This window comes from Streptomyces shaanxiensis, assembly GCF_039537145.1.
Taxonomy (GTDB): Bacteria; Actinomycetota; Actinomycetes; order Streptomycetales; family Streptomycetaceae; genus Streptomyces; species Streptomyces shaanxiensis.
In genome coordinates, this window is record NZ_BAAAZY010000012.1 from 234,878 (window position 1) to 261,871 (window position 26,994).

Sequence of the window (26,994 nt, forward strand, 5' to 3'; positions counted from 1 at the left end):
TTGCTCGGTCGAGTGTTGATGCTGCGCGCCTCCCGCCGGGAGGACTGGAAGCGAGTCCCACAGTACTCGTCGCCCTAACTGCCGTAAGGCAGCGCTGGGGCGGACGTACGGGAATCTTCCGGGAAGTGTCAGCGCAGCACCGGCCAGGCACCCGGTGGGCCTTCCGCCCCCGGCTTGCGGTTCCGGAAGGGCCGTGTTCCCAGGCAAGGGATGCTCGAACAAGGGGCATCTGTGTCAGCGGGAGCGCGACACGCCCGACCGCGTGGGTCGGCGGACATCAAGGGAACACCGGGTTCCAGAGCGTAAGAGAGACAGGACTACGGAGTAGCCATGGCGGGACAGAAGATCCGCATCCGGCTCAAGGCCTACGACCACGAGGTCATCGACTCCTCGGCGAAGAAGATCGTCGAGACGGTGACCCGCACTGGTGCGTCGGTCGCGGGCCCGGTGCCGCTGCCCACTGAGAAGAACGTGTACTGCGTCATCAAGTCGCCGCACAAGTACAAGGACTCGCGCGAGCACTTCGAGATGCGCACGCACAAGCGCCTGATCGACATCCTCGACCCGACGCCCAAGACCGTTGACTCTCTGATGCGACTCGACCTCCCGGCCGGTGTCGACATCGAGATCAAGCTCTGAGGGTCGGTGATCTGAGAATGGCTAAGCAGATCAAGGGCATCCTGGGCGAGAAGCTCGGCATGACGCAGGTGTGGGACGAGAACAACCGTGTTGTTCCGGTCACCGTCGTCAAGGCCGGCCCCAACGTCGTCACCCAGGTCCGTACGAACGACGCCGACGGCTACGAGTCCGTCCAGATCGCGTTCGGCGAGATCGACCCGCGCAAGGTGAACAAGCCCCTCAAGGGCCACTTCGCCAAGGCCGACGTCACTCCCCGCCGCCACCTCGTCGAGATCCGTACCGCTGACGCCAGCGAGTACACCCTCGGCCAGGAGATCACCGCCGAGGTGTTCGAGGCCGGCATCAAGGTCGACGTGACCGGCAAGAGCAAGGGCAAGGGCTTCGCCGGTGTCATGAAGCGTCACAACTTCAAGGGCCTCGGCGCCGGTCACGGCACCCAGCGCAAGCACCGCTCTCCCGGTTCCATCGGTGGCTGCGCCACCCCGGGCCGTGTGTTCAAGGGCCTCCGCATGGCGGGTCGTATGGGCAACGAGCGGGTCACCACCCAGAACCTGACCGTCCACGCCGTTGACGCGGAGAAGGGTCTGCTGCTCATCAAGGGCGCGGTTCCCGGTCCGAACGGCGGCCTCGTCCTGGTCCGCACCGCGGCCAAGGGGGCCTGAGGTAACCGATGAGCACTGTTGACATCCTTTCGCCGGCGGGCGACAAGGCCGGTTCCGTCGAGCTCCCCGCGGAGATCTTCGACGTAGAGAAGATCAGCGTTCCGCTGCTTCACCAGGTCGTCGTCGCACAGCTGGCCGCTGCCCGCCAGGGCACGCACAAGACCAAGACGCGTGGCGAGGTCCGTGGTGGTGGCAAGAAGCCTTACCGCCAGAAGGGCACCGGTCGCGCCCGTCAGGGCTCGACCCGCGCGCCGCAGTTCGCCGGTGGTGGCGTCGTGCACGGTCCCGTGCCGCGTGACTACTCGCAGCGGACCCCGAAGAAGATGAAGGCCGCGGCCCTGCGCCACGCCCTCACCGACCGGGCCCGCAACAACCGCATCCACGTCGTCTCCGGCGTCATCGAGGGCGAGACCCCGTCCACGAAGGCCGCCAAGTCGCTGTTCGGCAAGATCTCGGAGCGCAAGAACCTGCTCCTGGTCGTCGAGCGTGCCGACGAGGCCGCGTGGCTGTCCGCCCGCAACCTGCCCCAGGTCCACATCCTGGAGCCGGGCCAGCTGAACACGTACGACGTTCTCGTCTCGGACGACGTGGTCTTCACCCAGGCCGCGTTCGAGTCCTTCGTGTCTGGCCCCAAGGCCGCTGACACCGAAGGGAGCGAGGCCTGATGGCTACGCGTCACCCGAGCATTGCCTCCAAGGCTGCGAAGGCCGCCAAGGCCGCGCGCGTCGCCAAGGCGCGTCGCCACGCCGCAGAGGGCAAGAACACCGTCGTCACCCCGGCCAGCAAGGCGTACACGGACCCCCGTGACGTGCTGCTGAAGCCGGTCGTGTCGGAGAAGAGCTACGCGCTCCTGGACGAGAACAAGTACACGTTCATCGTCGACCCGAACGCCAACAAGACCCAGATCAAGCAGGCCGTCCAGGCGGTCTTCTCGGTCAAGGTCACCGGGGTCAACACGATCAACCGCCAGGGCAAGCGCAAGCGGACCCGCACCGGCTTCGGCCAGCGTGCGGCGACCAAGCGCGCGATCGTGACCCTCGCCGAGGGCGACCGTATCGACATCTTCGGCGGTCCGACCGCCTAAGGGCGGTCCGGATCGTCCGATATCGGACGAGGACTGAGAAATGGGAATCCGCAAGTACAAGCCGACTACGCCGGGCCGTCGTGGTTCCAGCGTCGCCGACTTCGTCGAGGTCACGCGGTCCACGCCGGAGAAGTCGCTGGTCCGCCCCCTGCACAGCAAGGGCGGCCGTAACAACGCCGGTCGTGTGACCGTTCGCCACCAGGGTGGCGGACACAAGCGCGCCTACCGAGTGATCGACTTCCGTCGTCACGACAAGGACGGCGTGCCGGCGAAGGTCGCGCACATCGAGTACGACCCCAACCGCACCGCGCGCATCGCGCTGCTGCACTACGCCGACGGCGAGAAGCGCTACATCCTCGCCCCGCGCAACCTGCAGCAGGGTGACCGCGTCGAGAACGGTCCCGGGGCCGACATCAAGCCGGGCAACAACCTGGCGCTCCGCAACATCCCGGTCGGTACCACGATCCACGCGATCGAGCTCCGTCCCGGTGGCGGTGCCAAGTTCGCCCGCTCCGCCGGTGCCTCCGTGCAGCTGCTCGCGAAGGAGGGCCAGATGGCCCACCTCCGCATGCCGTCCGGTGAGATCCGCCTGGTCGACGTGCGCTGCCGCGCCACCGTCGGCGAGGTCGGCAACGCCGAGCAGAGCAACATCAACTGGGGCAAGGCCGGCCGCAAGCGCTGGCTGGGCGTGCGCCCGACCGTTCGCGGTGTGGCGATGAACCCGGTTGACCACCCGCACGGTGGTGGTGAGGGCAAGACCTCCGGTGGTCGCCACCCGGTCTCCCCGTGGGGTCAGAAGGAGGGTCGTACTCGTTCGCCGAAGAAGGCTTCGAACAAGTACATCGTCCGCCGCCGCAAGACGAACAAGAAGCGCTAGGAGCGGGTTTAGATGCCGCGCAGTCTCAAGAAGGGGCCCTTCGTCGACGAGCACCTCGCCAAGAAGGTGGATGCTCAGAACGAAGCCGGCACCAAGAACGTCATCAAGACCTGGTCCCGTCGCTCCATGATCGTGCCGGCCATGCTCGGCCACACGCTCGCGGTGCACAACGGCAAGACCCACATCCCGGTGTTCGTCACCGAGTCGATGGTCGGCCACAAGCTCGGCGAGTTCTCGCCGACGCGCACCTTCCGGGGCCACGTCAAGGACGACCGGAAGTCGAAGCGCCGCTAGTAGCGGATCGCATTCAGACACGTAAGTAACTGAGAGGGACAACCATGGAAGCCAGGGCCCAGGCGCGGTACATCCGCGTTACGCCCATGAAGGCCCGCCGCGTGGTGGACCTTATCCGTGGCATGGATGCCACGGAGGCTCAGGCTGTTCTGCGATTCGCTCCGCAGGCAGCCTCCGTGCCGGTCGGCAAGGTGCTCGACAGCGCCATTGCCAACGCCGCGCACAACTACGACCACACGGACGCCTCCTCGCTGGTCATCAGCGAGGCGTACGTCGACGAGGGCCCGACCCTGAAGCGGTTCCGTCCGCGTGCCCAGGGCCGTGCCTACCGGATCCGCAAGCGGACCAGCCACATCACCGTGGTCGTCAGCAGCAAGGAAGGAACCCGGTAATGGGCCAGAAGGTAAACCCGCATGGGTTCCGGCTCGGTGTCACGACCGACTTCAAGTCGCGTTGGTACGCCGACAAGCTGTACAAGGACTACGTCAAGGAAGACGTCGCCATCCGTCGGATGATGACGTCCGGCATGGAGCGCGCCGGTATCTCGAAGGTTGAGATCGAGCGCACCCGTGACCGCGTGCGGGTGGACATCCACACCGCTCGTCCGGGCATCGTCATCGGCCGCCGTGGCGCCGAGGCCGACCGCATCCGCGGTGACCTCGAGAAGCTCACGGGCAAGCAGGTCCAGCTGAACATCCTCGAGGTCAAGAACCCCGAGACCGACGCTCAGCTGGTTGCCCAGGCCGTTGCCGAGCAGCTCTCCTCCCGCGTCTCCTTCCGTCGGGCCATGCGCAAGAGCATGCAGTCCGCCATGAAGGCCGGCGCCAAGGGCATCAAGATCCAGTGCGGTGGCCGCCTCGGTGGCGCCGAGATGTCCCGCTCGGAGTTCTACCGCGAGGGCCGCGTGCCCCTGCACACGCTCCGCGCGAACGTGGACTACGGCTTCTTCGAGGCCAAGACGACCTTCGGCCGCATCGGTGTGAAGGTCTGGATCTACAAGGGCGATGTCAAGAACATCGCCGAGGTCCGCGCCGAGAACGCTGCGGCCCGTGCGGGTAACCGCCCGGCCCGTGGTGGTGCCGACCGCCCGGCCCGTGGTGGCCGTGGTGGCGAGCGGCGCGGTCGCAAGCCGCAGCAGGCTGCCGGCGCCGAGGCCCCCAAGGCCGAGGCTCCCGCGTCCGCTCCGGCTGAGAGCACCGGAACGGAGGCCTGACCGACATGCTGATCCCCCGTAGGGTCAAGCACCGCAAGCAGCACCACCCGAAGCGCCGTGGTCAGGCCAAGGGCGGTACGACGGTTGCGTTCGGCGAGTACGGCATCCAGGCCCTCACGCCGGCGTACGTGACCAACCGCCAGATCGAGGCGGCCCGTATCGCGATGACCCGCCACATCAAGCGTGGCGGCAAGGTCTGGATCAACATCTACCCGGACCGCCCGCTGACGAAGAAGCCTGCCGAGACCCGCATGGGTTCCGGTAAGGGTTCGCCGGAGTGGTGGATCGCGAACGTTCACCCGGGTCGGGTGATGTTCGAGCTGTCCTACCCGAACGAGAAGATTGCGCGTGAAGCTCTGACTCGTGCGGCCCACAAGCTGCCGATGAAGTGCCGGATCGTCAAGCGCGAGGCAGGTGAAGCGTGATGTCGGCCGGTACCAAGGCGTCCGAGCTGCGCGAACTGGGCAACGAGGAGCTTCTGGCGAAGCTCCGCGAGGCCAAGGAAGAGCTGTTCAACCTCCGCTTCCAGGCGGCGACGGGTCAGCTCGAGAACCACGGTCGGCTCAAGGCCGTCCGTAAGGACATCGCGCGGATCTACACCCTGATGCGTGAGCGCGAGCTGGGCATCGAGACGGTGGAGAGCGCCTGATGAGTGAGAGCAACGTGACTGAGCAGACTGCAGAGGCCCGCGGCTTCCGCAAGACCCGTGAGGGTCTCGTCGTCAGCGACAAGATGGACAAGACCGTCGTCGTCGCCGTCGAGGACCGCGTCAAGCACGCGCTGTACGGCAAGGTCATCCGCCGTACCAACAAGCTCAAGGCGCACGACGAGCAGAACGCCGCGGGTGTCGGCGACCGTGTCCTCCTCGCGGAGACCCGGCCGCTGTCCGCGACGAAGCGCTGGCGCGTCGTCGAGATCCTCGAGAAGGCCAAGTAATTTCCTGCGGGCAAACCCGCAGGTCAGTTCCGCCAGGCTCCGGGTGGGTGGGTAACTTGCACACCCACCCGGGGAACCGGCAGACAAACAGGAGATAGACGTGATCCAGCAGGAGTCGCGACTGCGTGTCGCCGACAACACTGGTGCGAAGGAGATCCTTTGCATCCGTGTGCTCGGTGGCTCCGGTCGCCGCTACGCGGGCATCGGTGACGTCATCGTCGCCACCGTCAAGGACGCGATCCCCGGTGGCAACGTGAAGAAGGGTGACGTCGTCAAGGCGGTCATCGTTCGCACCGTCAAGGAGCGCCGCCGTCCGGACGGCTCGTACATCCGCTTCGACGAGAACGCCGCCGTCATTCTGAAGAACGACGGCGACCCTCGCGGCACCCGTATCTTCGGCCCCGTCGGCCGTGAGCTGCGCGAGAAGAAGTTCATGAAGATCATCTCGCTCGCGCCGGAGGTGCTGTAAGCATGAAGATCAAGAAGGGCGACCTGGTCCAGGTCATCACCGGCAAGGACAAGGGCAAGCAGGGCAAGGTCATTGCCGCTTACCCGCGCGACGAGCGCGTCCTGGTCGAGGGTGTCAACCGGGTCAAGAAGCACACCAAGGCCGGCCCGACCGCTCGCGGTTCCCAGGCCGGCGGCATCGTCACGACCGAGGCGCCGATCCACGTCTCCAACGTCCAGCTGGTCGTTGAGAAGGACGGCAACAAGGTCGTCACGCGTGTCGGTTACCGCTTCGACGACGAAGGCAACAAGATCCGCGTTGCCAAGCGGACGGGTGAGGACATCTGATGGCTACCACCACCACTCCGCGTCTGAAGCAGAAGTACCGCGAGGAGATCGCGGGCAAGCTGCGTGACGAGTTCAAGTACGAGAACGTCATGCAGATCCCCGGCCTCGTCAAGATCGTGGTCAACATGGGTGTGGGCGACGCCGCCCGCGACTCCAAGCTGATCGAGGGCGCCATCCGCGACCTCACCACGATCACCGGTCAGAAGCCGGCCGTCACCAAGGCCCGCAAGTCCATCGCGCAGTTCAAGCTGCGTGAGGGCCAGCCGATCGGTGCCCACGTCACGCTCCGTGGCGACCGCATGTGGGAGTTCCTGGACCGCACCCTGTCGCTCGCGCTGCCGCGCATCCGCGACTTCCGTGGTCTGTCCCCCAAGCAGTTCGACGGCCGTGGCAACTACACCTTCGGTCTCACCGAGCAGGTCATGTTCCACGAGATCGACCAGGACAAGATCGACCGCACCCGGGGTATGGACATCACCGTGGTGACCACGGCGACCAACGACGCTGAGGGCCGCGCGCTCCTTCGTCACCTCGGCTTCCCCTTCAAGGAGGCGTGAGCGAGATGGCGAAGAAGGCTCTGATCGCGAAGGCTGCTCGCAAGCCCAAGTTCGGCGTGCGTGGCTACACGCGCTGCCAGCGTTGTGGCCGTCCCCACTCCGTGTACCGCAAGTTCGGCCTGTGCCGCGTGTGCCTTCGTGAGATGGCTCACCGTGGCGAGCTGCCGGGCGTGACCAAGAGCTCCTGGTAGTCCCGCTTTTAGGGATTCCAGAGGCTCTCGGTAAGCACTGGGCGTGTCAGGCGCCCTCCTCTTCATGGCTTAGGCTTGGAGGGTTGGGCGCCTGACGGTCGCCCGTACGACTTACTACGCCGTAGGTCCACCGCGCCGCACCCGTCCCGTCTCGGATCGGGGAGAGGGATGGCGCACCAGGAAACCCCGGCGAGAGAGGCCGAAGGCCAATTCATGACCATGACTGATCCGATCGCAGACATGCTTACGCGTCTGCGGAACGCGAACTCGGCATACCACGACTCCGTGACGATGCCGGCATCGAAGATCAAGTCGCACATCGCGGAGATCCTCCAGCAGGAGGGCTTCATCACGGGCTGGAAGGTCGAGGACGCCGAGGTCGGCAAGAACCTCGTCCTGGAGCTGAAGTTCGGCCCCAACCGTGAGCGCTCCATCGCGGGCATCAAGCGGATCTCCAAGCCCGGTCTCCGGGTGTACGCGAAGTCCACCAACCTGCCGAAGGTGCTCGGCGGCCTCGGCGTGGCGATCATCTCCACGTCCCACGGGCTCCTCACCGACAAGCAGGCCGGCAAGAAGGGCGTGGGTGGGGAAGTCCTCGCCTACGTCTGGTAGCGGAAGGGAACGGAGGAAACAGCTATGTCGCGTATTGGCAAGCTCCCCATCACGGTTCCCGCCGGCGTGGACGTCACCATCGACGGCCGTACGGTCTCGGTCAAGGGCCCCAAGGGCACGCTGACCCACACCGTTGCCGCGCCGATCGACATCGCCAAGGGTGAGGACGGCGTCCTGAACGTCACCCGCCCCAACGACGAGCGTCAGAACAAGGCCCTGCACGGCCTGTCCCGCACGCTGGTGGCGAACATGATCACCGGCGTGACCCAGGGTTACGTGAAGAAGCTCGAGATCAGCGGTGTCGGTTACCGCGTGACGGCCAAGGGTTCGAACCTGGAGTTCGCTCTGGGCTACAGCCACCCGATCACCGTCGAGGCCCCCGAGGGCATCACCTTCAAGGTGGAGGCCCCCACCCGGTTCTCGGTCGAGGGCATCGACAAGCAGAAGGTCGGCGAGGTTGCGGCCAACATCCGCAAGCTGCGCAAGCCCGACCCGTACAAGGCCAAGGGCGTCAAGTACGAGGGCGAAGTCATCCGCCGCAAGGTCGGAAAGGCGGGTAAGTAAGCCATGGCATACGGACAGAAGATCCTCAAGGGCGACGCCTACAAGCGCGCCGCGATCAAGCGCCGTCACATCCGGATCCGCAAGCGGATCAACGGTACGGCGGAGCGTCCGCGTCTGGTCGTGACCCGCTCCAACCGCCACATCGTGGCCCAGGTGATCGACGACCTCAAGGGTCACACCCTTGCGTCGGCGTCCACCCTGGACACCTCGATCCGCGGTGGCGAGGGCGACAAGTCCGCGCAGGCCAAGCAGGTCGGCGCCCTGGTCGCCGAGCGTGCCAAGGCCGCGGGCGTCGAGGCTGTCGTATTCGACCGTGGTGGCAACCAGTACGCCGGGCGCATCGCCGCCCTGGCGGACGCCGCCCGCGAAGCCGGGCTCAAGTTCTGAGCCGCTTCCGTAGCTAGCGGAAAAAGAGAGAGGTAATTCCAATGGCTGGACCCCAGCGCCGCGGTGGCGGTGCCGGTGGCGGCGAGCGGCGGGACCGGAAGGGCCGTGACGGCGGCGCAGCTGCCGCCGAGAAGACCGCTTACGTTGAGCGCGTTGTCGCGATCAACCGTGTCGCCAAGGTTGTGAAGGGTGGTCGTCGCTTCAGCTTCACCGCGCTGGTCGTGGTGGGCGACGGTGACGGCACCGTGGGTGTCGGTTACGGCAAGGCCAAGGAGGTGCCGGCCGCCATCGCCAAGGGTGTTGAGGAGGCCAAGAAGCACTTCTTCAAGGTCCCCCGTATCCAGGGCACCATCCCGCACCCGATCCAGGGTGAGAAGGCTGCCGGCGTTGTGCTCCTGAAGCCCGCGTCGCCCGGTACCGGTGTTATCGCCGGTGGTCCGGTGCGTGCCGTGCTCGAGTGCGCCGGTATCCACGACATCCTGTCGAAGTCGCTCGGCTCCGACAACGCGATCAACATCGTGCACGCGACCGTGGAGGCCCTCAAGGGCCTGCAGCGTCCCGAGGAGGTCGCGGCCCGCCGTGGTCTGCCGCTCGAGGACGTCGCCCCCGCGGCTCTTCTCCGTGCGCGTGCCGGGGCGGGTGCGTAATCATGGCGCAGCTCAAGATTACGCAGGTCAAGTCCTACATCGGCAGCAAGCAGAACCACCGTGACACCCTGCGTTCCCTTGGTCTCAAGGGGATCAACACGCAGGTCGTCAAGGAGGACCGCCCCGAGTTCCGCGGCATGGTGCACACCGTCCGCCACCTCGTGACGGTCGAGGAGGTCGACTGATCATGGCGGAGAACAACCCGCTCAAGATCCACAACCTCCGTCCCGCCCCGGGCGCCAAGACCGCCAAGACCCGTGTGGGTCGTGGTGAGGCGTCGAAGGGTAAGACGGCCGGTCGTGGTACCAAGGGTACGAAGGCTCGCTACCAGGTTCCGGAGCGCTTCGAGGGTGGCCAGATGCCCCTCCACATGCGTCTTCCGAAGCTGAAGGGCTTCAAGAACCCGTTCAAGACCGAGTTCCAGGTCGTGAACCTCGACAAGCTGGCCGCGCTGTACCCCGAGGGTGGCGAGGTCACCGTCGAGGGTCTCGTGGCCAAGGGTGCCGTTCGCAAGAACAGCCTCGTCAAGGTCCTCGGCCAGGGCGAGATCTCCGTGGCGCTGCAGGTGACGGTCGACGCCGTCTCCGGCTCCGCCAAGGAGAAGATCACCGCCGCCGGCGGCACCGTCACCGAGCTCGTCTGAACACATCAGGCGTCTCGATGACTTGAGCGATCCCGACCGGGGATACCCCACAAATGGGGTATCCCCGGTTGGTCGTTCCAAGGGGGGCAGTCTCGCCGGTATGGTGGCCTGCACTGCCCACTTTTACGGAGTGCTTCTTATGGGGCACTCTGAGCGGCAGTTGACCGTTAGCTAAGTCGTTCCTATTAGTCGAACCTCAAGACCGTCACCCTTGACGCAGTAGCGCGGGGGTCGCAGGAGGCACCGTGCTCACCGCGTTCGCCCGGGCGTTCAAGACGCCCGACCTGCGCAAGAAGCTGCTCTTCACGCTCGGCATCATCGTGATCTACCGGATCGGTACACACATCCCGATCCCCGGCGTCGACTACAGGGCCGTCCAGATCTGCATCGATCAGGCGAACGCCAACCAGGGCCTCTTCGGTCTGGTCAACATGTTCAGCGGCGGCGCACTGCTTCAGATCACGATCTTCGCGCTCGGCATCATGCCGTACATCACGGCGAGCATCATCCTTCAGTTGCTGACCGTGGTGATCCCGCGTCTGGAAGCCCTCAAGAAGGAGGGTCAGGCCGGTACTGCGAAGATCACCCAGTACACCCGGTACCTGACCGTGGCGCTCGCCATCCTTCAGGGCACCGGCCTGGTGGCCACCGCCCGCAGCGGCGCGCTCTTCCAGAACTGCCAGGTCGCCGGCCAGATCGTGCCGGACCGCTCGATCTTCACCACCGTCGTGATGGTCATCACCATGACCGCCGGTACGGCCACCGTCATGTGGCTCGGTGAGCTCATCACCGACCGCGGCATCGGCAACGGCATGTCGATCCTGATGTTCATCTCGATCGCCGCGACCTTCCCGTCGGCCCTGTGGTCCATCAAGCAGGAGGGTGACCTGGCGGGCGGCTGGATCGAGTTCGCCACCGTCATCGCCGTCGGTCTGTTCATGGTCGGCCTGGTGGTCTTCGTCGAGCAGGCTCAGCGCCGTATTCCGGTCCAGTACGCAAAGCGCATGATCGGCCGCCGGTCCTATGGCGGTACGTCGACGTACATTCCGCTGAAGGTCAACCAGGCGGGCATCATCCCTGTGATCTTTGCCTCGTCGCTGCTCTACATCCCGGCGCTGATCGCGCAGTTCGCCGGTGGAACCTCCGGCTGGAAGAGCTGGATCGAGGCGAATCTCGCGAAGACGGACGCGCCGCTGCACATCGTCCTCTACTTCTTCCTGATCATCTTCTTCGCTTTCTTCTACGTGGCTATCTCGTTCAACCCCGAGGAAGTCGCGGACAACATGAAGAAGTATGGTGGCTTCATCCCGGGCATCCGGGCTGGCCGACCGACCGCTGAGTACCTTTCTTATGTGCTCAACCGGATCACTTGGCCGGGCTCGCTGTACTTGGGTCTGATCGCTCTCGTGCCGACGATGGCGTTGGCTGGTTTCGGGGCAAACCAGAACTTCCCGTTCGGCGGGACCAGCATCCTGATCATCGTGGGTGTCGGTCTCGAGACCGTGAAGCAGATCGAGAGCCAGCTCCAGCAGCGCAATTACGAAGGGTTCCTCCGCTGATGCGTATCGTCCTCGTCGGGCCGCCGGGTGCCGGTAAGGGAACGCAGGCCGCGTTCCTCGCCAAGAACCTGTCGATCCCGCACATCTCCACGGGCGACCTGTTCCGCGCCAACATCAGCCAGCAGACGGAGCTCGGGAAGCTCGCGAAGTCCTACATGGACGCGGGCAACCTGGTGCCGGACGAGGTCACCATCGGGATGGCCAAGGACCGTATGGAGAAGCCGGACGCCGAGGGTGGCTTCCTGCTGGACGGCTTTCCGCGCAATGTGTCCCAGGCCGAGGCGCTCGACGAGATGCTCCAGTCCGAGAGCATGAAGCTGGACGCGGTGCTGGATCTCGAGGTCCCCGAGGAAGAGGTCGTCAAGCGGATCGCCGGGCGGCGCATTTGCCGCAAGGACTCCAGCCACGTCTTCCACGTCACGTACAGCCAGCCGAAGCAGGAGGGCGTCTGCGACGCCTGCGGCGGCGAGCTGTACCAGCGGGACGACGACTCCGAGGAGACCGTCCGCACGCGGCTGGAGGTCTACCACACGCAGACCGAGCCGATCATCGACTACTACAAGGCGCAGGGGCTGGTCGTCACCATCTCCGCGCTGGGCAAGGTCGAGGAGGTCACGGCGCGCGCCATGGAGGCGCTCAAGCGTGACGAGGACGGCAAGTAGGAGCTTTCGCAGCTCGTACGTAGCTCAGGCCGCGGTTCCCTGTGAGGGGGCCGCGGCTGCTGCGTGGGGTGGGGCGTGCCGGCTCCGCCCTTATGGTTGAAGCAGTCCCCTCTATCCAGCCCAAGAAAGGCCCCCGTCCCCATGGTGCAGATCAAGAGCCCCGAGCAGATCGCCAAGATGCGTGAGGCGGGGCTGGTCGTCGCCGCCATTCACGCGGCCACGCGCGAGGCCGCTGTGCCGGGAGCCAGCACCAAGGATCTGGACGAGGTCGCGCGGAAGGTGCTCGCGGAGCACGGGGCCAAGTCGAACTTCCTCGGCTACGGCGGGTTCCCGGCGACCATCTGCACCTCGGTGAACGAGGTCGTGGTGCACGGCATCCCGTCCGAGGACGTCGTCCTCAAGGACGGCGACATCATCTCCATCGACTGCGGCGCGATCATCGACGGCTGGCACGGCGACGCCGCCTACACCGCCTTCGTGGGCTCCGGTCACGCTCCGGAGCTGATCGAGCTCTCCCGGGTGACCGAGGAGTCGATGTGGGCGGGCATCGCGGCGATGAAGCAGGGGAATCGTCTGGTCGACGTCTCCCGTGCGATCGAGACGTACATCCGCCGGCAGCCGAAGCCCGGCGGCGGCAAGTACGGGATCATCGAGGACTACGGCGGCCACGGCATCGGCACCGAGATGCACATGGATCCGCACCTGCTGAACTACGTCGAGAAGCGGCGGGGGAAGGGGCCGAAGCTGGTTCCGGGCTTCTGCCTGGCGATCGAGCCGATGGTGTCCCTGGGTACGCCCAAGACGGAGGTCCTCTCCGACGACTGGACCGTCATCACCACCGACGGCACGTGGTCGTCGCACTGGGAGCACTCGGTTGCCCTGACCGCGGAGGGGCCGTTGGTGCTCACGGCTCCCGACGGGGGCAAGGCGAAGCTGGCGGAGTACGGCATCGTCGCCGCGCCGGATCCGTTGGGCTGAGTTCGCCCTCCGGGGAGCGGCTTTCCGTTGTCCGGCGGCTGCGGCCGGTGGATGGCTGGTCGCGCCCACGCGGCGGAGCCGCATATCGACAGAGTCCCGCGCCCTGAAGGCGTGCACCTTCCCGGTGCTTAACGATCTGGCCACCGGGGCAGACTTCCCCGATTCGTCTTTCCGGGGGCGCTGACGTAGACTGACTCGTCGGCTCTCGTGCACCCGCATGCCTGCATGCGCCCGTAAGGGACGCAAGGGAGTCGATCAAGGTAGTCGATTCCGAAGGGCGAAGCGTGGCCAAGAAGCAAGGTGCCATCGAGATCGAGGGCACTGTCGTCGAGTCTCTGCCGAACGCCATGTTCAAGGTCGAGCTCCAGAACGGCCACCAGGTCCTGGCACACATCAGCGGCAAGATGCGTATGCACTACATCCGCATCCTCCCTGACGACCGGGTCGTGGTGGAGTTGTCTCCGTACGACCTGACGCGTGGCCGGATCGTCTACCGGTACAAGTAGATCTTGCCCGCGCCCCGGGCCTCCCGGGGTGATGGCACTGACCCGGAGAACCTCACCCAATGAAGGTCAAGCCGAGCGTCAAGAAGATCTGCGACAAGTGCAGGGTGATCCGCCGTCACGGTCGGGTCATGGTCATCTGCGAGAACCCGCGCCACAAGCAGCGCCAGGGCTGACCGCACGACCTCCTTTCTGCATTCGCAGTACTTCGCGCGACGCGAGCTGAATATGTTCATACGCAGGACCCAGGCGCTTCGGTGTCTGACACCCCCGGTTCGGAGGCCGGGGACCCAGTTCGTACCTGGTACGGCGGCTGGGAGTCGGTTCTGCGGAAGACCTCCGAAGATCACCAGGAGCCATTGAATGGCACGCGTTTCCGGTGTTGACATCCCGCGCGACAAGCGCGTGGAGGTCGCCCTCACCTACGTGTTCGGCATCGGCCGGACCCTTTCGCAGAAGACGCTGGCCGAGACCGGCATCGACCCGAACACCCGCGTTCGCGACCTCTCCGAGGAGCAGCTCGTCGCGATCCGCGAGTACGTGGACAACAACATCCGCACCGAGGGTGACCTCCGTCGCGAGATCCAGGCCGACATCCGCCGCAAGGTCGAGATCGGCTGCTACCAGGGTCTGCGCCACCGCCGCGGTCTGCCCGTCCGCGGTCAGCGCACCAGCACCAACGCCCGCACCCGCAAGGGCCCGCGTCGCGCCATCGCCGGCAAGAAGAAGCCGGGCAAGAAGTAGTCCGCAGCGGACTTCGCCGTCCAGCGGTCTTCGCTGTAGGACCGACCACCTCCCGTAGGAGTTTTAGATGCCCCCCAAGGGTCGTCAGGGCGCTGCCAAGAAGGTGCGCCGCAAGGAAAAGAAGAACGTCGCTCACGGCCACGCGCACATCAAGAGCACGTTCAACAACACGATCGTCTCCATCACGGACCCGTCCGGCAACGTGATCTCCTGGGCCTCCGCCGGCCACGTCGGCTTCAAGGGCTCCCGGAAGTCCACGCCGTTCGCCGCGCAGATGGCCGCCGAGTCGGCCGCCCGCCGCGCCCAGGAGCACGGCATGCGCAAGGTCGACGTGTTCGTGAAGGGTCCGGGTTCGGGTCGTGAGACCGCGATCCGCTCCCTGCAGGCCACGGGCCTCGAGGTCGGCTCCATCCAGGACGTCACCCCGACCCCGCACAACGGCTGCCGTCCGCCGAAGCGTCGTCGCGTCTGACCTCGCTTCGCAGGGCTTTTCGGGCGGTACGGCTCTTCGGGGCCGTATCGCCCGTACCCTTGCAGTACCCGTCCCTTTTGCCGGGGGCGGTTCCGTCGGACGTCAAATAGCGGGCGTCCACGAAAGAAGGATCTGATCCACACATGCTGATCGCTCAGCGTCCCTCGTTGACCGAAGAGGTCGTCGACGAGTTCCGCTCCCGGTTCGTGATCGAGCCGCTGGAGCCGGGCTTCGGCTACACCCTCGGCAACTCCCTTCGCCGGACCCTCCTGTCCTCGATCCCGGGTGCGGCGGTCACGTCCATCCGTATCGACGGCGTGCTGCACGAGTTCACCACCGTGCCGGGCGTCAAGGAGGACGTCACCGACCTGATCCTCAACATCAAGCAGCTGGTCGTCTCCTCGGAGCACGACGAGCCGGTCGTGATGTACCTGCGCAAGCAGGGCCCGGGTCTGGTCACCGCCGCCGACATCGCGCCGCCGGCCGGTGTCGAGGTGCACAACCCCGACCTGGTCCTCGCCACGCTCAACGGCAAGGGCAAGCTGGAGATGGAGCTCACGGTCGAGCGTGGCCGTGGTTACGTCTCCGCCGTGCAGAACAAGCAGGTGGGCCAGGAGATCGGTCGTATCCCGGTCGACTCCATCTACTCGCCGGTTCTCAAGGTCACGTACAAGGTCGAGGCCACGCGTGTCGAGCAGCGCACCGACTTCGACAAGCTGATCGTCGACGTCGAGACCAAGCAGGCGATGCGTCCGCGTGACGCCATGGCCTCCGCCGGTAAGACGCTGGTCGAGCTGTTCGGGCTTGCCCGTGAGCTGAACATCGACGCCGAGGGCATCGACATGGGCCCGTCCCCCACGGACGCCGCCCTTGCCGCTGATCTGGCGCTGCCGATCGAGGAGCTGGAGCTCACCGTTCGGTCGTACAACTGCCTCAAGCGTGAGGGCATCCACTCCGTGGGTGAGCTCGTGGCGCGTTCCGAGGCCGACCTCCTCGACATTCGTAACTTCGGTGCGAAGTCCATCGACGAGGTCAAGGCGAAGCTGGCCGGCATGGGCCTGGCCCTGAAGGACAGCCCGCCCGGATTCGACCCGACTGCTGCGGCGGACGCCTTCGGCGCCGACGACGACGCGGACGCCGGGTTCGTCGAGACCGAGCAGTACTAAGAGCTCGGGCCCGACTGCTGGATCTTGGGTGCGGGTGCGCTGTGGCTTGTCGCGCAGTTCCCCGCGCCCCTTCCGGACGGGCCCCTTCGGGGCCTCGTCCGGATCTCCGACGGACAACCGTCTGCTCGGATACTGACCCCGGTACCTGACACGGCCGGGGCAGACACCTAGGAGAAACACCATGCCGAAGCCCGCCAAGGGTGCCCGTCTGGGCGGCAGCGCCGCGCACGAGAAGCTGCTCCTCGCGAACCTCGCGAAGTCGCTGTTCGAGCACGGCCGTATCACCACCACCGAGGCGAAGGCCCGCCGTCTGCGGCCGTACGCCGAGCGTCTGATCACCAAGGCGAAGAAGGGTGACCTTCACAACCGCCGTCAGGTGCTCCAGGTCATCACGGACAAGGGCGTCGTCCACACGCTCTTCACCGAGATCGGCCCGCGGTACGAGAACCGTCCGGGTGGCTACACCCGCATCACCAAGGTCGGTAACCGCCGTGGCGACAACGCGCCCATGGCCGTCATCGAGCTGGTCGAGGCGCTGACGGTCGCGCAGCAGGCGACCGGTGAGGCCGAGGCCGCGACGAAGCGTGCGGTCAAGGAAGACGCCCTGAAGAAGGACGAGGCCGTCGAGGCCAAGTCCGACGAGGTCGTCGAGGACGCCGCTGAGGCTCCCGCCGAGGAGTCGAAGGACGCGTAAGCGTTCTGCCGGGGGCTGTTCGGTTCGCGGCTGCGGCTTCGTCGTGGCTGGTCGCGCAGTTCCCCGCGCCCCTTTGGGGCGTTGCGGGCCCGTTCCTTTCGAGGAGCGGGCCCGCTTTCGTGCACCTGAGAGGATCTCTACGTGAGTGATGAAGCAGCACCCGGTCACGTCCGCATCCGCCTTGACCTGTCCTACGACGGCAGCGACTTCCACGGCTGGGCCAAGCAGGCCGGTGGGAAGCGGACCGTGCAGGGGGAGATCGAGGACGCGCTGCGGACCGTCACGCGGTCGGGGGGTGTGACGTACGAACTGACCGTGGCGGGGCGTACCGATGCCGGTGTGCATGCGCGGGGGCAGGTCGCGCACGTCGATCTGCCGGAGTCGGTCTGGCGGGAGCACCACGAGAAGCTGCTCAAGCGGCTCGCCGGGCGGTTGCCCAAGGATGTGCGGGTGTGGGCGCTCCGGGAGGCGCCCAGTGGGTTCAACGCGCGGTTCTCGGCTGTCTGGCGGCGGTATGCGTACCGCGTCACCGACAACCCGGGGGGCGTCGACCCGCTGTTGCGCAATCACGTCCTCTGGCACGACTGGCCCCTCGACGTCGACGCCATGAACGAGGCGGCGCGGGGGCTGCTCGGGGAGCACGACTTCGCCGCCTACTGCAAGAAGCGGGAGGGGGCCACCACGATTCGTACGCTGCAGGAGCTGAGTCTTCTGCGGGGAGACGACGGGATCATCACCGCCACCGTTCGTGCCGACGCCTTCTGCCACAACATGGTGCGGTCGCTCATCGGGGCGCTGCTGTTCGTGGGGGACGGGCACCGGCCCGCCGACTGGCCCGGCAAGGTGCTGGCCGCCGGCGTGAGGGACTCCGCCGTGCATGTCGTACGGCCGCACGGGCTGACCCTCGAAGAAGTCGGGTACCCCGCCGACGAGTTGCTCGCCGCCCGGAGCAAGGAGGCGCGGAACAGGCGATCCCTGCCCGGGACGTCCGGATGCGAAACCTGTTAGTTACCTGACATTTGAGGCCAGATAGTGCTCATGTCGGGACTTACCTGGCGTAAGTCCGCTTGATGCCCCTTACGGCCTTCTTACCTCTCGTATAGCCTTTCGTCGCTCGGGCGACAGTTCGAGCTGCTCGGCCATTGTTCGAGAAATCGACATGGGGACGGCCGAGTAGAGGGTGGGGGTATCGGGCCTTATCCAGGCCCGGGGGTGGATTTTTCATGAGTTCAGTTGGTCCTGCGCGGACCGGGGGGCGCCGCGCCGTGCGTCAGAACGGCGGCGGCGGACGGCGGAAGGCGGGACGGGGTGACGGTGCTCCGCTGGGGCTGTTGCCGTTGCCGCCGACGGACAAGGAGAAGTACAGCTACGCCAGACGGCATCTGTGGATCCTGACGGTCAGTTCGCTGGTCAGCTTCTGCTGTCTGGTGGTGAGCCAGTTCAAGCTGGCCCAGTCGACGCCGGTGCTGTGGATCTACACGCCGCTGCTGGTCTTCACGGTGCTGTACTACCTGGTGTCGCTGCGGGTGAACGGCTTCACCCGGGACTTCGACATCGCGCACCACAAGCGGCTGGTGCACAACTGGCGGCCCGAGGTGTACCCGACGGTCGACGTCTTCCTGCCGGTGTGCGGCGAGCCCATCGAGGTGCTGCACAACACCTGGCGGCATGTGCGGGAGATGGCCGACCGGTATCCGGGTGTGTGCGTGCCTTTCGTGCTCGACGACGGGGCCAGTCCTGAACTCGCCGCCATGGCCCGGGACTTCGGGTTCCGCTACGGCACCCGGGAGAACCGCGGCTGGTTCAAGAAGGCCGGCAACCTGCACTTCGGGTTCGGGCAGTCCGACGGCCAGTACATCCTGATCCTGGACGCCGACTTCACCCCGCGCGCCGACCTGCTCCAGGAACTGCTGCCGTACATGGAGGCGGACCCGCGCATCGGGATCGTCCAGTCGCCGCAGTACTTCCGGGTGCTGGACTCGCAGAACTGGATCGAGCGCGGGGCGGGCGCGGTGCAGGAGCTGTTCTACCGGTCCGTCCAGGTGTCGAGGCAGGGCAGTGACGGCGCGATCTGCGTCGGCAGCTGTGCGGTGTACCGGCGGGCGGCCCTGGAGACCAACGGCGGTACGACGCTGATCGAGCACTCCGAGGACGTGCACACCGGGTTCGACCTGCGGGGCCTCGGCTGGGATCTGCGGTACGTGCCGGTCGCCGTGTCGACGGGGGTGTGCCCGGACAGTGCCGGCGCCTTCTTCAACCAGCAGTACCGCTGGTGCTCCGGCTCGATGAGCCTGCTCGGCAGCCGGAAGTTCTGGCAGGCGAAGATCAGGCTCTCCAGCCGCCTGTGCTACATGTCCGGCTTCTTCTACTACATCCACACGGCGCTGTTCACGTTCGCCGCCCCGGTCATCCCGATCGTGCTGCTGGTGATGATGCCGGAGAAGCTGATGGTCGAGCACCTCGCCCTGGTGCTGCCCAGCATCATCTACACCACGATCATCTTCCCGATGTGGCACAAGGCGCCCTACCGCCTGGAGGCCTGGGCGGCCCGCATGATGTACGGCTGGGCCCACGTCTTCGCCATCTGGGACATCCTCCGCAAGAACCGCATGGGCTGGCAGCCCACCGGCTCCTCCGGCGCCAAGAAGAACAAGACCCGGCGCTTCTGGATCGGCATGTGGGTCTGGAGCGGCGGCACCGCGCTGATCTGGGTCCTGGGAGCGGTCTACCGGTCGTTCACCATGGACGCCCCGGACTTCGCCCTGATCCTGTCCTCCGGGCTCTTCTACGCCCTCGTCGTGGCCCGTGTCCTGGTGCAGCCCCGTGAGAAGGGGGTGGCTGCCTGATGCGGTCGTTCACCCGTGTCCGTACGGCTCTGGCGGCCTGCGCCCTCAGCGGTGTGCTCGCCCTCAGCGGCTGCTCGGTCCTCGGCGAGGACTCGGGCGGCTCCGCCTCGGCCGGTGCCGGGGAGGCCGGGGCCGGCGCCGACACCGCGGCGAGCCCCGAGGCCGACGTGCCCTACGACGTCGTACCGCTGCTGAAGCCGGACAAGAAGTACTTCGGAGCCGCCGTCGAGGGCGCGCCGAACTCCATGAAGAGCCTCGACACGTACACGGAGATGGTCGGCAAGCAGCCGAACCTCATCGAGTACTACGCCGCCTGGGGCGACGGCTTCGACGCCACCGGCGTGCGCAACGCCTGGCGTGAGGGCGCCATGACGCTGATGTCGTGGGAGCCCTTCGACACCCCGGTCGCCGACATCGCGGCCGGCAAGTCGGACGCGTACATCGAGGAGTACGCGACGGCGGTGCGCAAGCTGAACCTGCCCGTCGTGATCTCCTTCGCCGACGAGTTCAACGGGCACTGGGAGAAGTGGGGCACGAAGAACGTGACCCCCGAGGACTACGTGGCCGCCTGGCGGCACATCCACGAGACCTTCATCGACGTCGGCGCCTCGAACGTCATCTGGGCCTGGTCGCCCAACATCGTCAACCCGGTCAAGAGCGTGAAGCTCAAGCCGTACTACCCGGGCGACGCCTACGTCGACTGGGTCGGCCTGATCGGCTACTGGACGATCGAGGAGGACGGCGCCTTCGACAGCGTCTTCGGGGCGACCCGGGACCAGGTCCGCACCTTCACCAAGAAGCCGATGATCCTGCTGGAGACCGCCGCGATGGCGGGTGAGCGGCGGCGTGCCGACATCCGCAACCTGTTCGCGGGCGTCACGGCGGACGACGACATGCTCGGTTTCGTCTGGTTCAACCACAAAAAGCGTGCCGACTGGCGACTGGAGGCGAGCCCGCTGGCGCTGAAGGAGTTCAAGCGCCTGGCCGCCGACGACAGCTTCGGCTTCGACGTACGGAAGCCGTGATGACCTCCCGACACGATCACTACACGCCTCAGCCCTACGATCCGTACGCCGACGACGACTTCACCTGGTTCAACTCCGACGGGCAGGCCGCCGCCGTCCCGCAGGGGCAGCAGGGGTACGGGTACGACGAGCAGTACCACGCCTATCAGCAGCAGCACGAGCAGCACGCGCAGTACGCGGACGCCGTTCCGCAGCAGCCGGTGGGGCAGCACGAGGACCAGCCGACGTATGCGCTGCGCACGGTGCGGTACCAGCAGGTGCCGGACGAGCCCGAGTACCACATTCCCGAAACGCCGGACGCGGGGTGGGACGACCGGCCGAGCCGGCGCCGCGCCTGGGTCAGCCGCGGTGTCCTGGTGGTCCTCATGGCGATCCAGGCCGTGCTGTCGCTGCGGCTGTCCAACACGGCGTTCCAGGACGAGGCCCTGTACCTGGCGGCGGGGCACAACATCATCGACCACTGGACGAACGGCACCCCGCTGCACAGCGGTTACGAGTCGTACTTCTCCGGGTCGCCGATGCTGTACCCGGTCGCCGCCGCCGTCGTCGACGGGTACTTCGGGCTCTCCGGCGCCCGGCTGCTGAGCCTGCTGTGCATGCTGGGCGCGACCGGGCTGCTGTACTCGTTCACCCGGCGCATGTTCAACGAGCGGGTCGCGCTCGTGGCCGCCGCCATGTTCGCGGTGACCCAGCCGACGATCGTGCTCGGCTGGTTCGCCACCTACGACGCCCCGGCGATCTTCCTGCTGGCGCTGTCCGCGTGGATCGTTGTGCGCACCAACCGGGCGCCCGCGATCGCGGTGCTGCTCGCGGCGCCGGTGATGGTGCTGGCGGTCGCGGTGAAGTACGCGTCCGCGCTGTACGTTCCCACGCTCGTCGTGCTCGCCGCGCTGACCGCGTGGCACCACAAGGGCTGGCGCTGCCTGCTGCGGGCGTTCCTGCTGGGGCTCGGCACCGCCGCGCTGGTCGGGGTGGGCCTGATGTACACCGATGTGCTCGCCGGTGTGCAGCAGACGACCACCAACCGAGCGCACGGCACCGACAGCGCGGCGTCGCTGCTGCAGAAGTCCGTGGAGTGGGGCGGCCTGATGTTCGCCACCGCCGTCGCAGGCGCGGCCGCCTACGCGCTGCGCGGCCGGATGAACGAGTCCCCGCGCTCCTACGGCCTCAACGGCCCCGGTTGGCGCTGGCGAGTCCTGTTGGGCCTGGTGCTGACCGGCACCGCGGTGCTGGCGCCCGCGTACCAGATCCACCTCAGCACCGCGGTCTCGCTCTACAAGCACCTCGACTTCGGTCTGCTCTTCGCCGCCCCGATGGCCGGCGTCGGCGTGATCCGGCTGGTCGGCAAACACTTCCGCTATCCGCAGTTGGGCATCCTGATCTGGGTCGCGGCCCTTTGTCTCGGCGTCTCGCAGTCCGAGTGGCGGTTCGGCCTGTGGCCCGACTCCACGCCGCTCGTCAAGGCGATCGAGCCGTACATGAAGCCCGAGGCGCGCTATCTCGGCGCGACCTACGAGGTGCCCGTCTACTACCTGCGCGACAAGACGAACCACTCGCAGTGGACATCGACGTACGGCATCGGCTACTCGGACGAGAAGGGCAAGATCCACCACGGCCGGGAGGGGTACCGCCTGGCCATCGAGGCCGGATACTTCGACCTCGTCGTGCTGGACGGCGTCGCGACGCCGGATCTCGACAAGTACCTCGAGCAGCAGGTGACCAAGAGCGGGCACTACCGCATGGTCGGCACGATCTCCTTCGAGCTCAGCGGGGGCGGCACCGGCTCGTACAAAATCTGGACGAAGACGTCCTGAGCCTCGCGCGCCCCTTCTCAACCCCCGTATCACGAAAGGCCGTACCCATGCGGCTCACCGTCATCGGCACCGGCTACCTCGGTGCCACCCACGCCGCCTGCATGGCGGAGCTCGGCCACGAGGTCCTCGGGGTCGACGTCGACCCGGACAAGGTCGCCGCGCTGCAGGCCGGCCGGGTGCCGTTCCACGAGCCCGGGCTGCCCGAGCTGATCGCCAGGCACACGGCGAGCGGGCGGCTGCGGTTCACGACCGACTACGCGGAGGCCGGGGCCTTCGGCGACGTGCACTTCGTGTGTGTCGGGACGCCTCAGCTCAAGGGCTCCGAGGGCGCGGATCTGACGTACGTCGACTCCGCCTTCGCGGCCGTCGCCGAGCACGCCGCTCCCGGTGCGCTGGTGGTCGGCAAGTCGACCGTGCCGGTGGGGACGGCCGGGCGGCTCGCGCAGGCGCACGGCGGGGTCGAGGTCGCCTGGAACCCGGAGTTCCTGCGGGAGGGCTTCGCGGTCGAGGACACGTTGCGGCCGGACCGGCTGGTGTTCGGGGTGCGGTCGGAGCGTGCTGAAACGATCCTGCGGGAGGTGTACGCCTCGGTTCTCGCCGCAGGGACCCCCCTCGTCGCCGCCGACTTCCCGACCGCCGAGCTGGTCAAGACGGCCGCCAACGCCTTCCTCGCCACCAAGATCTCCTTCATCAACGCGATGGCGGAGCTCTGCGAGGCCGCGGGCGGCGACGTCGGCGTGCTCGCCGAGGCGATCGGACACGACGACCGGATCGGCCGCAAGTTCCTGCGGGCCGGCGTCGGCTTCGGCGGGGGCTGTCTGCCCAAGGACATCCGCGCCTTCGCGCACCGCGCCGACGAGCTGGGGGTGTCCCTGGCGTTCCTGCGCGAGGTGGACGCGATCAACATGCGGCGCCGCGACAAGGTGGTCGAGCTGGCGCGGGAGCTGTGCGGGGGATCGGTGCTGGGGGCCCGTGTCGCCGTACTCGGCGCCGCCTTCAAGCCGGACTCCGACGACATCCGTGACTCGCCGGCGCTCAACGTCGCCGCGCGGCTGCGCCTCGACGGTGCCGACGTCACGGTCTACGACCCCGAGGCGATGGACAACGCCCGCAAGGCGTTCCCGCTGCTCGGGTACGCGCTGTCGGCCGAGGAGGCGCTGGGGGGCGCCGACCTCGTGCTGCATCTGACCGAGTGGCCGCAGTTCCGGGAGATCGACCCGGAGCGGGCCCGGTCGCTGGTTTCCCGTCCGCGGATCGTGGACGGGCGGGGGGTGCTCGACGCGGACCGCTGGACCGCGGCGGGCTGGCAGTTCCGGGCGCTGGGGAGGCCCGCGCCCGTTGGGGAGGGGCCCCGGTAGGGGCTCCTAGGGGAGGGAAAGAGAACGACATGACGGAACTCGACAGCCACGGCAGACACACCGGCGTGCCGGTCACCGTGGTGATGCCGACGTACAACGAGGCCGCGAACCTGCCGCGGATGGCCGAGCTGGTGCTGGGCCTGCCGATCGACGGGCTGCACCTGAAGATCGTCGACGACTCCAGCCCGGACGGCACCGGGCGGCTCGCCGAGGAACTGGCCGAGAAGTACAACGCCGACCAGCCCGCCGGGCGGCGCCGGATGAGCGTGCTGCACCGCACCGAGAAGGACGGGCTGGGGCGGGCGTACGTCGCGGGCATGAGCGCCGCGCTGCAGGAGGGCGCCGCGTACGTCGTCCAGATGGACGCCGACGGCAGCCACCCGGCGGAGGCGGTGCCGCGGATGCTGGGGACCGCGGTGGCCTCCGGGGTGGGGCTGGTCGTCGGCAGCCGGTACGTCGAGGGGGGTTCGCTCGACGAGGACTGGGGCGTGCACCGCGTCCTGCTCTCCCGGTTCGCCAACCGCTACGCCCGTACCGTGCTCGGCACGAAGATCCGGGACATCACGGCCGGCTTCAACCTGTGGTCGGCGGCGACCCTGCGGGACATCGACCTGGCCACCCTGGACAGCGCCGGCTACAGCTTCCAGGTCGAGCTGAAGTACAAGGCCGTGCGGGCCGGGCACAGTGCCGTGGAGATCCCGATCCGCTTCGAGGAGCGGACGGAGGGCGTGTCGAAGATGACGCTGAGGACCCAGCTGGAGTCGGCGGTGGTGCCGATCCGGCTGCGTCTCAAGCACCGGTGAGGGTGGGGGAGTACGGATGAGCCGCGGCGGGGGTCGACATGCAGTCGACCACCGCCGCGGCTCACCTGTTACGCGTTCTGTCGGTCGGCCCTACTCGTTGGCCGCCGCCGACGCCTGGGCCTCGCCCCGCCTGCGGATCTGGTTGAACGTGTAGTCCTTCAGGTTGTTGCTGGCCCGGTAGACCTCCGTGTCCTTGTTCGTCACGTCCTTGCCGCTGGTGAAGCCGGTGATGGTGAAGTAGGCGTAACGACCGTAGGAGTTGGCGGTCATGAGGCAGACGGTGGAGTTGCAGAAGTCCTTGACGCCCTGGCCGGAGAGCGACCTGATGAAGTCCTTCTGGGGGTTCACCTTGCTCGCGGCCTTGGTGGCCTGCGCCTCGGTGTCGAAGACGGCCACGCCGACGGTCACCGCGGTGCCGCCGTCGACGTAGGAGGCGCGCAGGAGACGGGTGCAGTTGTTGTCCGTGAGGATCTTCGGAAGCCCGCCCTTGGCCGCCGCCGAGCAGCTCTTCGTGTCGTCCGTCGGGCCCTTCTTGTACACCGCTCCGCTCGCGGGCAGCCGCGTGCCCGGGAAGAGGATCTGCGCGCCGAGCGGGGCGGTGTCCTTGCTCTTGATGGAGATGAAGTCCTTCGGGTCCAGCGGCGGCGGGGCGCTCGTCGGAGCGAACGACGGTGCCCGGGAGGTGGAGCCCGGCAGGGCCGCGGCCCCGGACTGCCCCGAAGTCGGGTTGGTGTCGTCGGAGTTGCTGTTCGCCGACACCACGGCGACGGCGACCGCGGTACCGACCGCGACGGTCGCGAGCGCGCCGCCGCCGATGAACAGCAGCCGGCGTCGCTTGTTGCGCGACTCGGAGGCCTCGGCGAGCGCGGCCCAGTCCGGGGTTTCGTCGGCGCCGCTGTTCCACGGCTGCTGGGAGTGCGGTTTCCAGGGATCCCACTGGGACTGCGGTCCCCCCTGCTGCCCATAGCTCATGGGGCGCATCTTAGACGGGTCGCGGGTGTGCCGCTCCGCCCCAAGAGGCCCGTAGGCCCCTAGCGTTCAGTCGATGAGCGAGCACAAAAGCGACATCTCCGGGTGGTTGGTACGACGGGCGACGTGGCATCTGTGGGTGGTGCTCGGGGCCGTGCTGGCGGCACTTGTGGTGCGTACGGCTCGTGTGACCTCGGACGGAGGGATGGACAACGCCATCGTCGTGCGGGCGGCGCGGGTCTGGCTGGCCGGGGGTTCGCCGTATGACGACTCCCACTTCCTCTATTTGCCGAGTGCGGTGCTGGCGGCGGCTCCGCAAGCGCTGGTTCCGCGGGGTGTCCTGGGTGTGCTGGTGCCGGTGGCGGTGACCGGGTGTCTCGTGGGTGGCTGGGTGTGCGCCCTGCGGCTGCACGGTGTCGCCCTGCGCAGTCGCTTCGCGGCGCTCGGTCTGATCGGGCTCGCGGTGGGGTTCGCGCCGTTCGCTCACCTTGTGCAGCTGGGGAACTGGACGGCCACGGCCGTGCTCGCGCTGCCGTTGGGGCTGTTGCTGGCGGGGCGGGGGCGGTGGGTGGCCGCGGGGGTGGTGATCGGGGCGGCGGTCGCGTTGAAGCCGTTGCTGGCGCCGGTGGGGTTGTTGTTCGTGTTCGCGCGGCGGTGGCGGGGGCTCGCGGTGCTGGTCGGGGTGCCGGTGGTGGCGTCGGCGGGGGCGGCGATGCTGCTGCCGGATCCCGTGGGGTTCTTCACTCGCACGCTGCCGTTCCTGGTGCGGGGCGGCGACGGGTTCGTGCGGATGTATGAGGCCTCGCCGGTCGCGGTGCTGCCGAGGGTGGGGGTGCCGGAGGCGGTGGCCGCGGGGGTTGCGTCGGTGGCGGCGGGGGTGGGGGTGGCGTGTGCGTATCGGCGGTGGCGGGGCGGGGGTGCGGCGGCGGGGAGGCTGGCGGAGACGGCGGCGATGCTGATGCTCTCGGCGTTCCTGGTGTCCCGGCCGTCGTACGACCACTATCTGCTGGTCGTCGTGCCGGTGCTGGTGGCGGGGGTGCCGGGGGAGGGGGCGGCGGTGGCGCGGGGGGCCTGGTTCTGGTTGGTGATGGTGCCGCAGGTTCCGGGTGTGAGCTGGCCCTATCTGGAGGCGGTGCAGCGGCGGGCCTTCCGGGATGCGGTGACGTTGTGTGGTCTGGCGGTGACCGTGGCTGTTCGGTGTGTCCGGTCCGGTCGGGATGCCTCGCCCCGGCCGCCCCTACCCGTCCCGTCCTCCAGGGGCGCGGCCCCTTCGACCCCGTCAGGGGCTCCGCCCCAGGAC

General features: G+C 67.4%; 38 protein-coding genes. 37 read left to right on the forward strand and 1 reads right to left on the reverse strand.

Going from position 1 to position 26,994, the window contains the following annotated elements; genetic code table 11:
• Positions 1–330 precede the first annotated feature (330 nt).
• From rpsJ to ABD932_RS24280, 36 genes are all read left to right on the forward strand, one after another.
• Positions 331–639, forward strand: a complete 309-nt coding sequence (gene rpsJ / locus ABD932_RS24105; protein WP_003948644.1) for a 30S ribosomal protein S10 — start codon at positions 331–333, stop codon at positions 637–639.
• A 17-nt stretch (positions 640–656) separates the two neighbouring features.
• On the forward strand, positions 657–1,301 hold the full coding sequence (gene rplC / locus ABD932_RS24110; protein ID WP_007384065.1) for a 50S ribosomal protein L3: 645 nt from the start codon (positions 657–659) through the stop codon (positions 1,299–1,301).
• A gap of 8 nt (positions 1,302–1,309) precedes the next feature.
• Positions 1,310–1,966, forward strand: a complete 657-nt coding sequence (gene rplD, locus ABD932_RS24115; RefSeq protein ID WP_126394269.1) for a 50S ribosomal protein L4 — start codon at positions 1,310–1,312, stop codon at positions 1,964–1,966.
• Positions 1,966–2,385, forward strand: coding sequence for a 50S ribosomal protein L23 (rplW, locus tag ABD932_RS24120; RefSeq protein WP_093905265.1), 420 nt, complete (start codon positions 1,966–1,968; stop codon positions 2,383–2,385). Before rplD ends, rplW begins: the two co-directional genes overlap by 1 nt.
• Positions 2,386–2,425: 40 nt before the next feature.
• Positions 2,426–3,262, forward strand: coding sequence for a 50S ribosomal protein L2 (gene rplB, locus ABD932_RS24125; protein ID WP_059192905.1), 837 nt, complete (start codon positions 2,426–2,428; stop codon positions 3,260–3,262).
• A gap of 12 nt (positions 3,263–3,274) precedes the next feature.
• Positions 3,275–3,556, forward strand: coding sequence for a 30S ribosomal protein S19 (rpsS, locus tag ABD932_RS24130; RefSeq protein ID WP_093905264.1), 282 nt, complete (start codon positions 3,275–3,277; stop codon positions 3,554–3,556).
• A gap of 44 nt (positions 3,557–3,600) precedes the next feature.
• Positions 3,601–3,948, forward strand: a complete 348-nt coding sequence (rplV, locus tag ABD932_RS24135) for a 50S ribosomal protein L22 (protein ID WP_004571827.1) — start codon at positions 3,601–3,603, stop codon at positions 3,946–3,948.
• Positions 3,948–4,769, forward strand: a complete 822-nt coding sequence (gene rpsC / locus ABD932_RS24140) for a 30S ribosomal protein S3 (RefSeq protein WP_003998826.1) — start codon at positions 3,948–3,950, stop codon at positions 4,767–4,769. The genes rplV and rpsC overlap by 1 nt, the downstream gene beginning before the upstream one ends.
• Before the next feature lie 5 nt (positions 4,770–4,774).
• Positions 4,775–5,194: a 50S ribosomal protein L16 gene (rplP, locus tag ABD932_RS24145; protein WP_004927269.1), complete on the forward strand. Its 420-nt coding sequence runs from the start codon at positions 4,775–4,777 to the stop codon at positions 5,192–5,194.
• Entirely contained in the window at positions 5,194–5,418 is a 225-nt protein-coding gene (gene rpmC, locus ABD932_RS24150) for a 50S ribosomal protein L29 (protein WP_003974259.1), read from the forward strand. The genes rplP and rpmC overlap by 1 nt, the downstream gene beginning before the upstream one ends.
• Positions 5,418–5,705, forward strand: a complete 288-nt coding sequence (gene rpsQ, locus ABD932_RS24155) for a 30S ribosomal protein S17 (RefSeq protein WP_007384073.1) — start codon at positions 5,418–5,420, stop codon at positions 5,703–5,705. The genes rpmC and rpsQ overlap by 1 nt, the downstream gene beginning before the upstream one ends.
• 100 nt (positions 5,706–5,805) lie before the next feature.
• Positions 5,806–6,174: a 50S ribosomal protein L14 gene (rplN, locus tag ABD932_RS24160; protein ID WP_003998823.1), complete on the forward strand. Its 369-nt coding sequence runs from the start codon at positions 5,806–5,808 to the stop codon at positions 6,172–6,174.
• A 2-nt stretch (positions 6,175–6,176) separates the two neighbouring features.
• Complete coding sequence (rplX, locus tag ABD932_RS24165) at positions 6,177–6,500, forward strand: 50S ribosomal protein L24 (protein ID WP_053674523.1); 324 nt, start codon at positions 6,177–6,179, stop codon at positions 6,498–6,500.
• The gene (rplE, locus tag ABD932_RS24170) at positions 6,500–7,057 is read left to right on the forward strand and encodes a 50S ribosomal protein L5 (protein ID WP_023547375.1); all 558 of its coding nucleotides are present in this window, start codon (positions 6,500–6,502) and stop codon (positions 7,055–7,057) included. The genes rplX and rplE overlap by 1 nt, the downstream gene beginning before the upstream one ends.
• Positions 7,058–7,062: 5 nt before the next feature.
• Positions 7,063–7,248 (forward strand): type Z 30S ribosomal protein S14, encoded by a 186-nt coding sequence (locus ABD932_RS24175; RefSeq protein ID WP_003948630.1) that lies wholly within the window; start codon positions 7,063–7,065, stop codon positions 7,246–7,248.
• 213 nt (positions 7,249–7,461) lie between these two features.
• The gene (rpsH, locus tag ABD932_RS24180; RefSeq protein WP_007384075.1) at positions 7,462–7,860 is read left to right on the forward strand and encodes a 30S ribosomal protein S8; all 399 of its coding nucleotides are present in this window, start codon (positions 7,462–7,464) and stop codon (positions 7,858–7,860) included.
• A gap of 24 nt (positions 7,861–7,884) precedes the next feature.
• Positions 7,885–8,424 (forward strand): 50S ribosomal protein L6, encoded by a 540-nt coding sequence (gene rplF, locus ABD932_RS24185; protein WP_030046383.1) that lies wholly within the window; start codon positions 7,885–7,887, stop codon positions 8,422–8,424.
• A 3-nt stretch (positions 8,425–8,427) separates the two neighbouring features.
• Complete coding sequence (gene rplR, locus ABD932_RS24190) at positions 8,428–8,811, forward strand: 50S ribosomal protein L18 (RefSeq protein ID WP_071364959.1); 384 nt, start codon at positions 8,428–8,430, stop codon at positions 8,809–8,811.
• Positions 8,812–8,852: 41 nt separating this feature from the next.
• Positions 8,853–9,458, forward strand: a complete 606-nt coding sequence (rpsE, locus tag ABD932_RS24195; RefSeq protein WP_015658456.1) for a 30S ribosomal protein S5 — start codon at positions 8,853–8,855, stop codon at positions 9,456–9,458.
• Positions 9,459–9,460: 2 nt separating this feature from the next.
• Entirely contained in the window at positions 9,461–9,643 is a 183-nt protein-coding gene (rpmD, locus tag ABD932_RS24200) for a 50S ribosomal protein L30 (RefSeq protein ID WP_003974250.1), read from the forward strand.
• 2 nt (positions 9,644–9,645) lie between these two features.
• A complete protein-coding gene (rplO, locus tag ABD932_RS24205; protein ID WP_003974249.1) occupies positions 9,646–10,101 on the forward strand; it encodes a 50S ribosomal protein L15 in 456 nt (151 codons plus the stop codon).
• 245 nt (positions 10,102–10,346) lie between these two features.
• The gene (gene secY, locus ABD932_RS24210; protein WP_345015612.1) at positions 10,347–11,660 is read left to right on the forward strand and encodes a preprotein translocase subunit SecY; all 1,314 of its coding nucleotides are present in this window, start codon (positions 10,347–10,349) and stop codon (positions 11,658–11,660) included.
• The gene (locus tag ABD932_RS24215; RefSeq protein ID WP_345015613.1) at positions 11,660–12,322 is read left to right on the forward strand and encodes an adenylate kinase; all 663 of its coding nucleotides are present in this window, start codon (positions 11,660–11,662) and stop codon (positions 12,320–12,322) included. Before secY ends, ABD932_RS24215 begins: the two co-directional genes overlap by 1 nt.
• Positions 12,323–12,463: 141 nt before the next feature.
• Entirely contained in the window at positions 12,464–13,300 is an 837-nt protein-coding gene (gene map, locus ABD932_RS24220; protein WP_345015614.1) for a type I methionyl aminopeptidase, read from the forward strand.
• A 284-nt stretch (positions 13,301–13,584) separates the two neighbouring features.
• Complete coding sequence (gene infA / locus ABD932_RS24225; RefSeq protein WP_003948620.1) at positions 13,585–13,806, forward strand: translation initiation factor IF-1; 222 nt, start codon at positions 13,585–13,587, stop codon at positions 13,804–13,806.
• Between the two features lie 59 nt (positions 13,807–13,865).
• The gene (rpmJ, locus tag ABD932_RS24230) at positions 13,866–13,979 is read left to right on the forward strand and encodes a 50S ribosomal protein L36 (RefSeq protein WP_003998809.1); all 114 of its coding nucleotides are present in this window, start codon (positions 13,866–13,868) and stop codon (positions 13,977–13,979) included.
• 187 nt (positions 13,980–14,166) lie between these two features.
• Positions 14,167–14,547 carry a 30S ribosomal protein S13 gene (gene rpsM, locus ABD932_RS24235; protein WP_345015615.1) on the forward strand — a complete coding sequence of 127 codons (381 nt, stop codon included), beginning with the start codon at positions 14,167–14,169 and terminating at the stop codon, positions 14,545–14,547.
• A 67-nt stretch (positions 14,548–14,614) separates the two neighbouring features.
• Complete coding sequence (rpsK, locus tag ABD932_RS24240; protein WP_003956432.1) at positions 14,615–15,019, forward strand: 30S ribosomal protein S11; 405 nt, start codon at positions 14,615–14,617, stop codon at positions 15,017–15,019.
• Between the two features lie 143 nt (positions 15,020–15,162).
• Positions 15,163–16,185, forward strand: a complete 1,023-nt coding sequence (locus tag ABD932_RS24245) for a DNA-directed RNA polymerase subunit alpha (RefSeq protein ID WP_003966937.1) — start codon at positions 15,163–15,165, stop codon at positions 16,183–16,185.
• 181 nt (positions 16,186–16,366) lie between these two features.
• Positions 16,367–16,879 carry a 50S ribosomal protein L17 gene (gene rplQ, locus ABD932_RS24250; RefSeq protein WP_345015616.1) on the forward strand — a complete coding sequence of 171 codons (513 nt, stop codon included), beginning with the start codon at positions 16,367–16,369 and terminating at the stop codon, positions 16,877–16,879.
• Between the two features lie 141 nt (positions 16,880–17,020).
• A complete protein-coding gene (gene truA / locus ABD932_RS24255; protein ID WP_345015617.1) occupies positions 17,021–17,887 on the forward strand; it encodes a tRNA pseudouridine(38-40) synthase TruA in 867 nt (288 codons plus the stop codon).
• A gap of 419 nt (positions 17,888–18,306) precedes the next feature.
• On the forward strand, positions 18,307–19,725 hold the full coding sequence (locus ABD932_RS24260) for a glycosyltransferase family 2 protein (RefSeq protein WP_345016368.1): 1,419 nt from the start codon (positions 18,307–18,309) through the stop codon (positions 19,723–19,725).
• Positions 19,725–20,750, forward strand: a complete 1,026-nt coding sequence (locus ABD932_RS24265; RefSeq protein WP_345015618.1) for a glycoside hydrolase family 26 protein — start codon at positions 19,725–19,727, stop codon at positions 20,748–20,750. Before ABD932_RS24260 ends, ABD932_RS24265 begins: the two co-directional genes overlap by 1 nt.
• A complete protein-coding gene (locus tag ABD932_RS24270; RefSeq protein ID WP_345015619.1) occupies positions 20,750–22,564 on the forward strand; it encodes an ArnT family glycosyltransferase in 1,815 nt (604 codons plus the stop codon). Before ABD932_RS24265 ends, ABD932_RS24270 begins: the two co-directional genes overlap by 1 nt.
• 47 nt (positions 22,565–22,611) lie before the next feature.
• Positions 22,612–23,922 (forward strand): UDP-glucose dehydrogenase family protein, encoded by a 1,311-nt coding sequence (locus ABD932_RS24275; protein ID WP_345015620.1) that lies wholly within the window; start codon positions 22,612–22,614, stop codon positions 23,920–23,922.
• A gap of 29 nt (positions 23,923–23,951) precedes the next feature.
• The gene (locus ABD932_RS24280) at positions 23,952–24,725 is read left to right on the forward strand and encodes a polyprenol monophosphomannose synthase (protein WP_345015621.1); all 774 of its coding nucleotides are present in this window, start codon (positions 23,952–23,954) and stop codon (positions 24,723–24,725) included.
• 90 nt (positions 24,726–24,815) lie between these two features.
• Here the strand turns inward: ABD932_RS24280 and ABD932_RS24285 are convergent, their stop codons facing one another.
• On the reverse strand, positions 24,816–25,697 hold the full coding sequence (locus ABD932_RS24285) for a hypothetical protein (RefSeq protein WP_345015622.1): 882 nt from the start codon (positions 25,695–25,697) through the stop codon (positions 24,816–24,818).
• A 73-nt stretch (positions 25,698–25,770) separates the two neighbouring features.
• On the opposite strand from ABD932_RS24285, the gene ABD932_RS24290 reads away from it, so the two are divergent.
• Positions 25,771–26,994 (forward strand): glycosyltransferase family 87 protein (locus ABD932_RS24290; protein ID WP_345015623.1); only part of this gene is annotated, 1,224 nt, incomplete at its 3' end.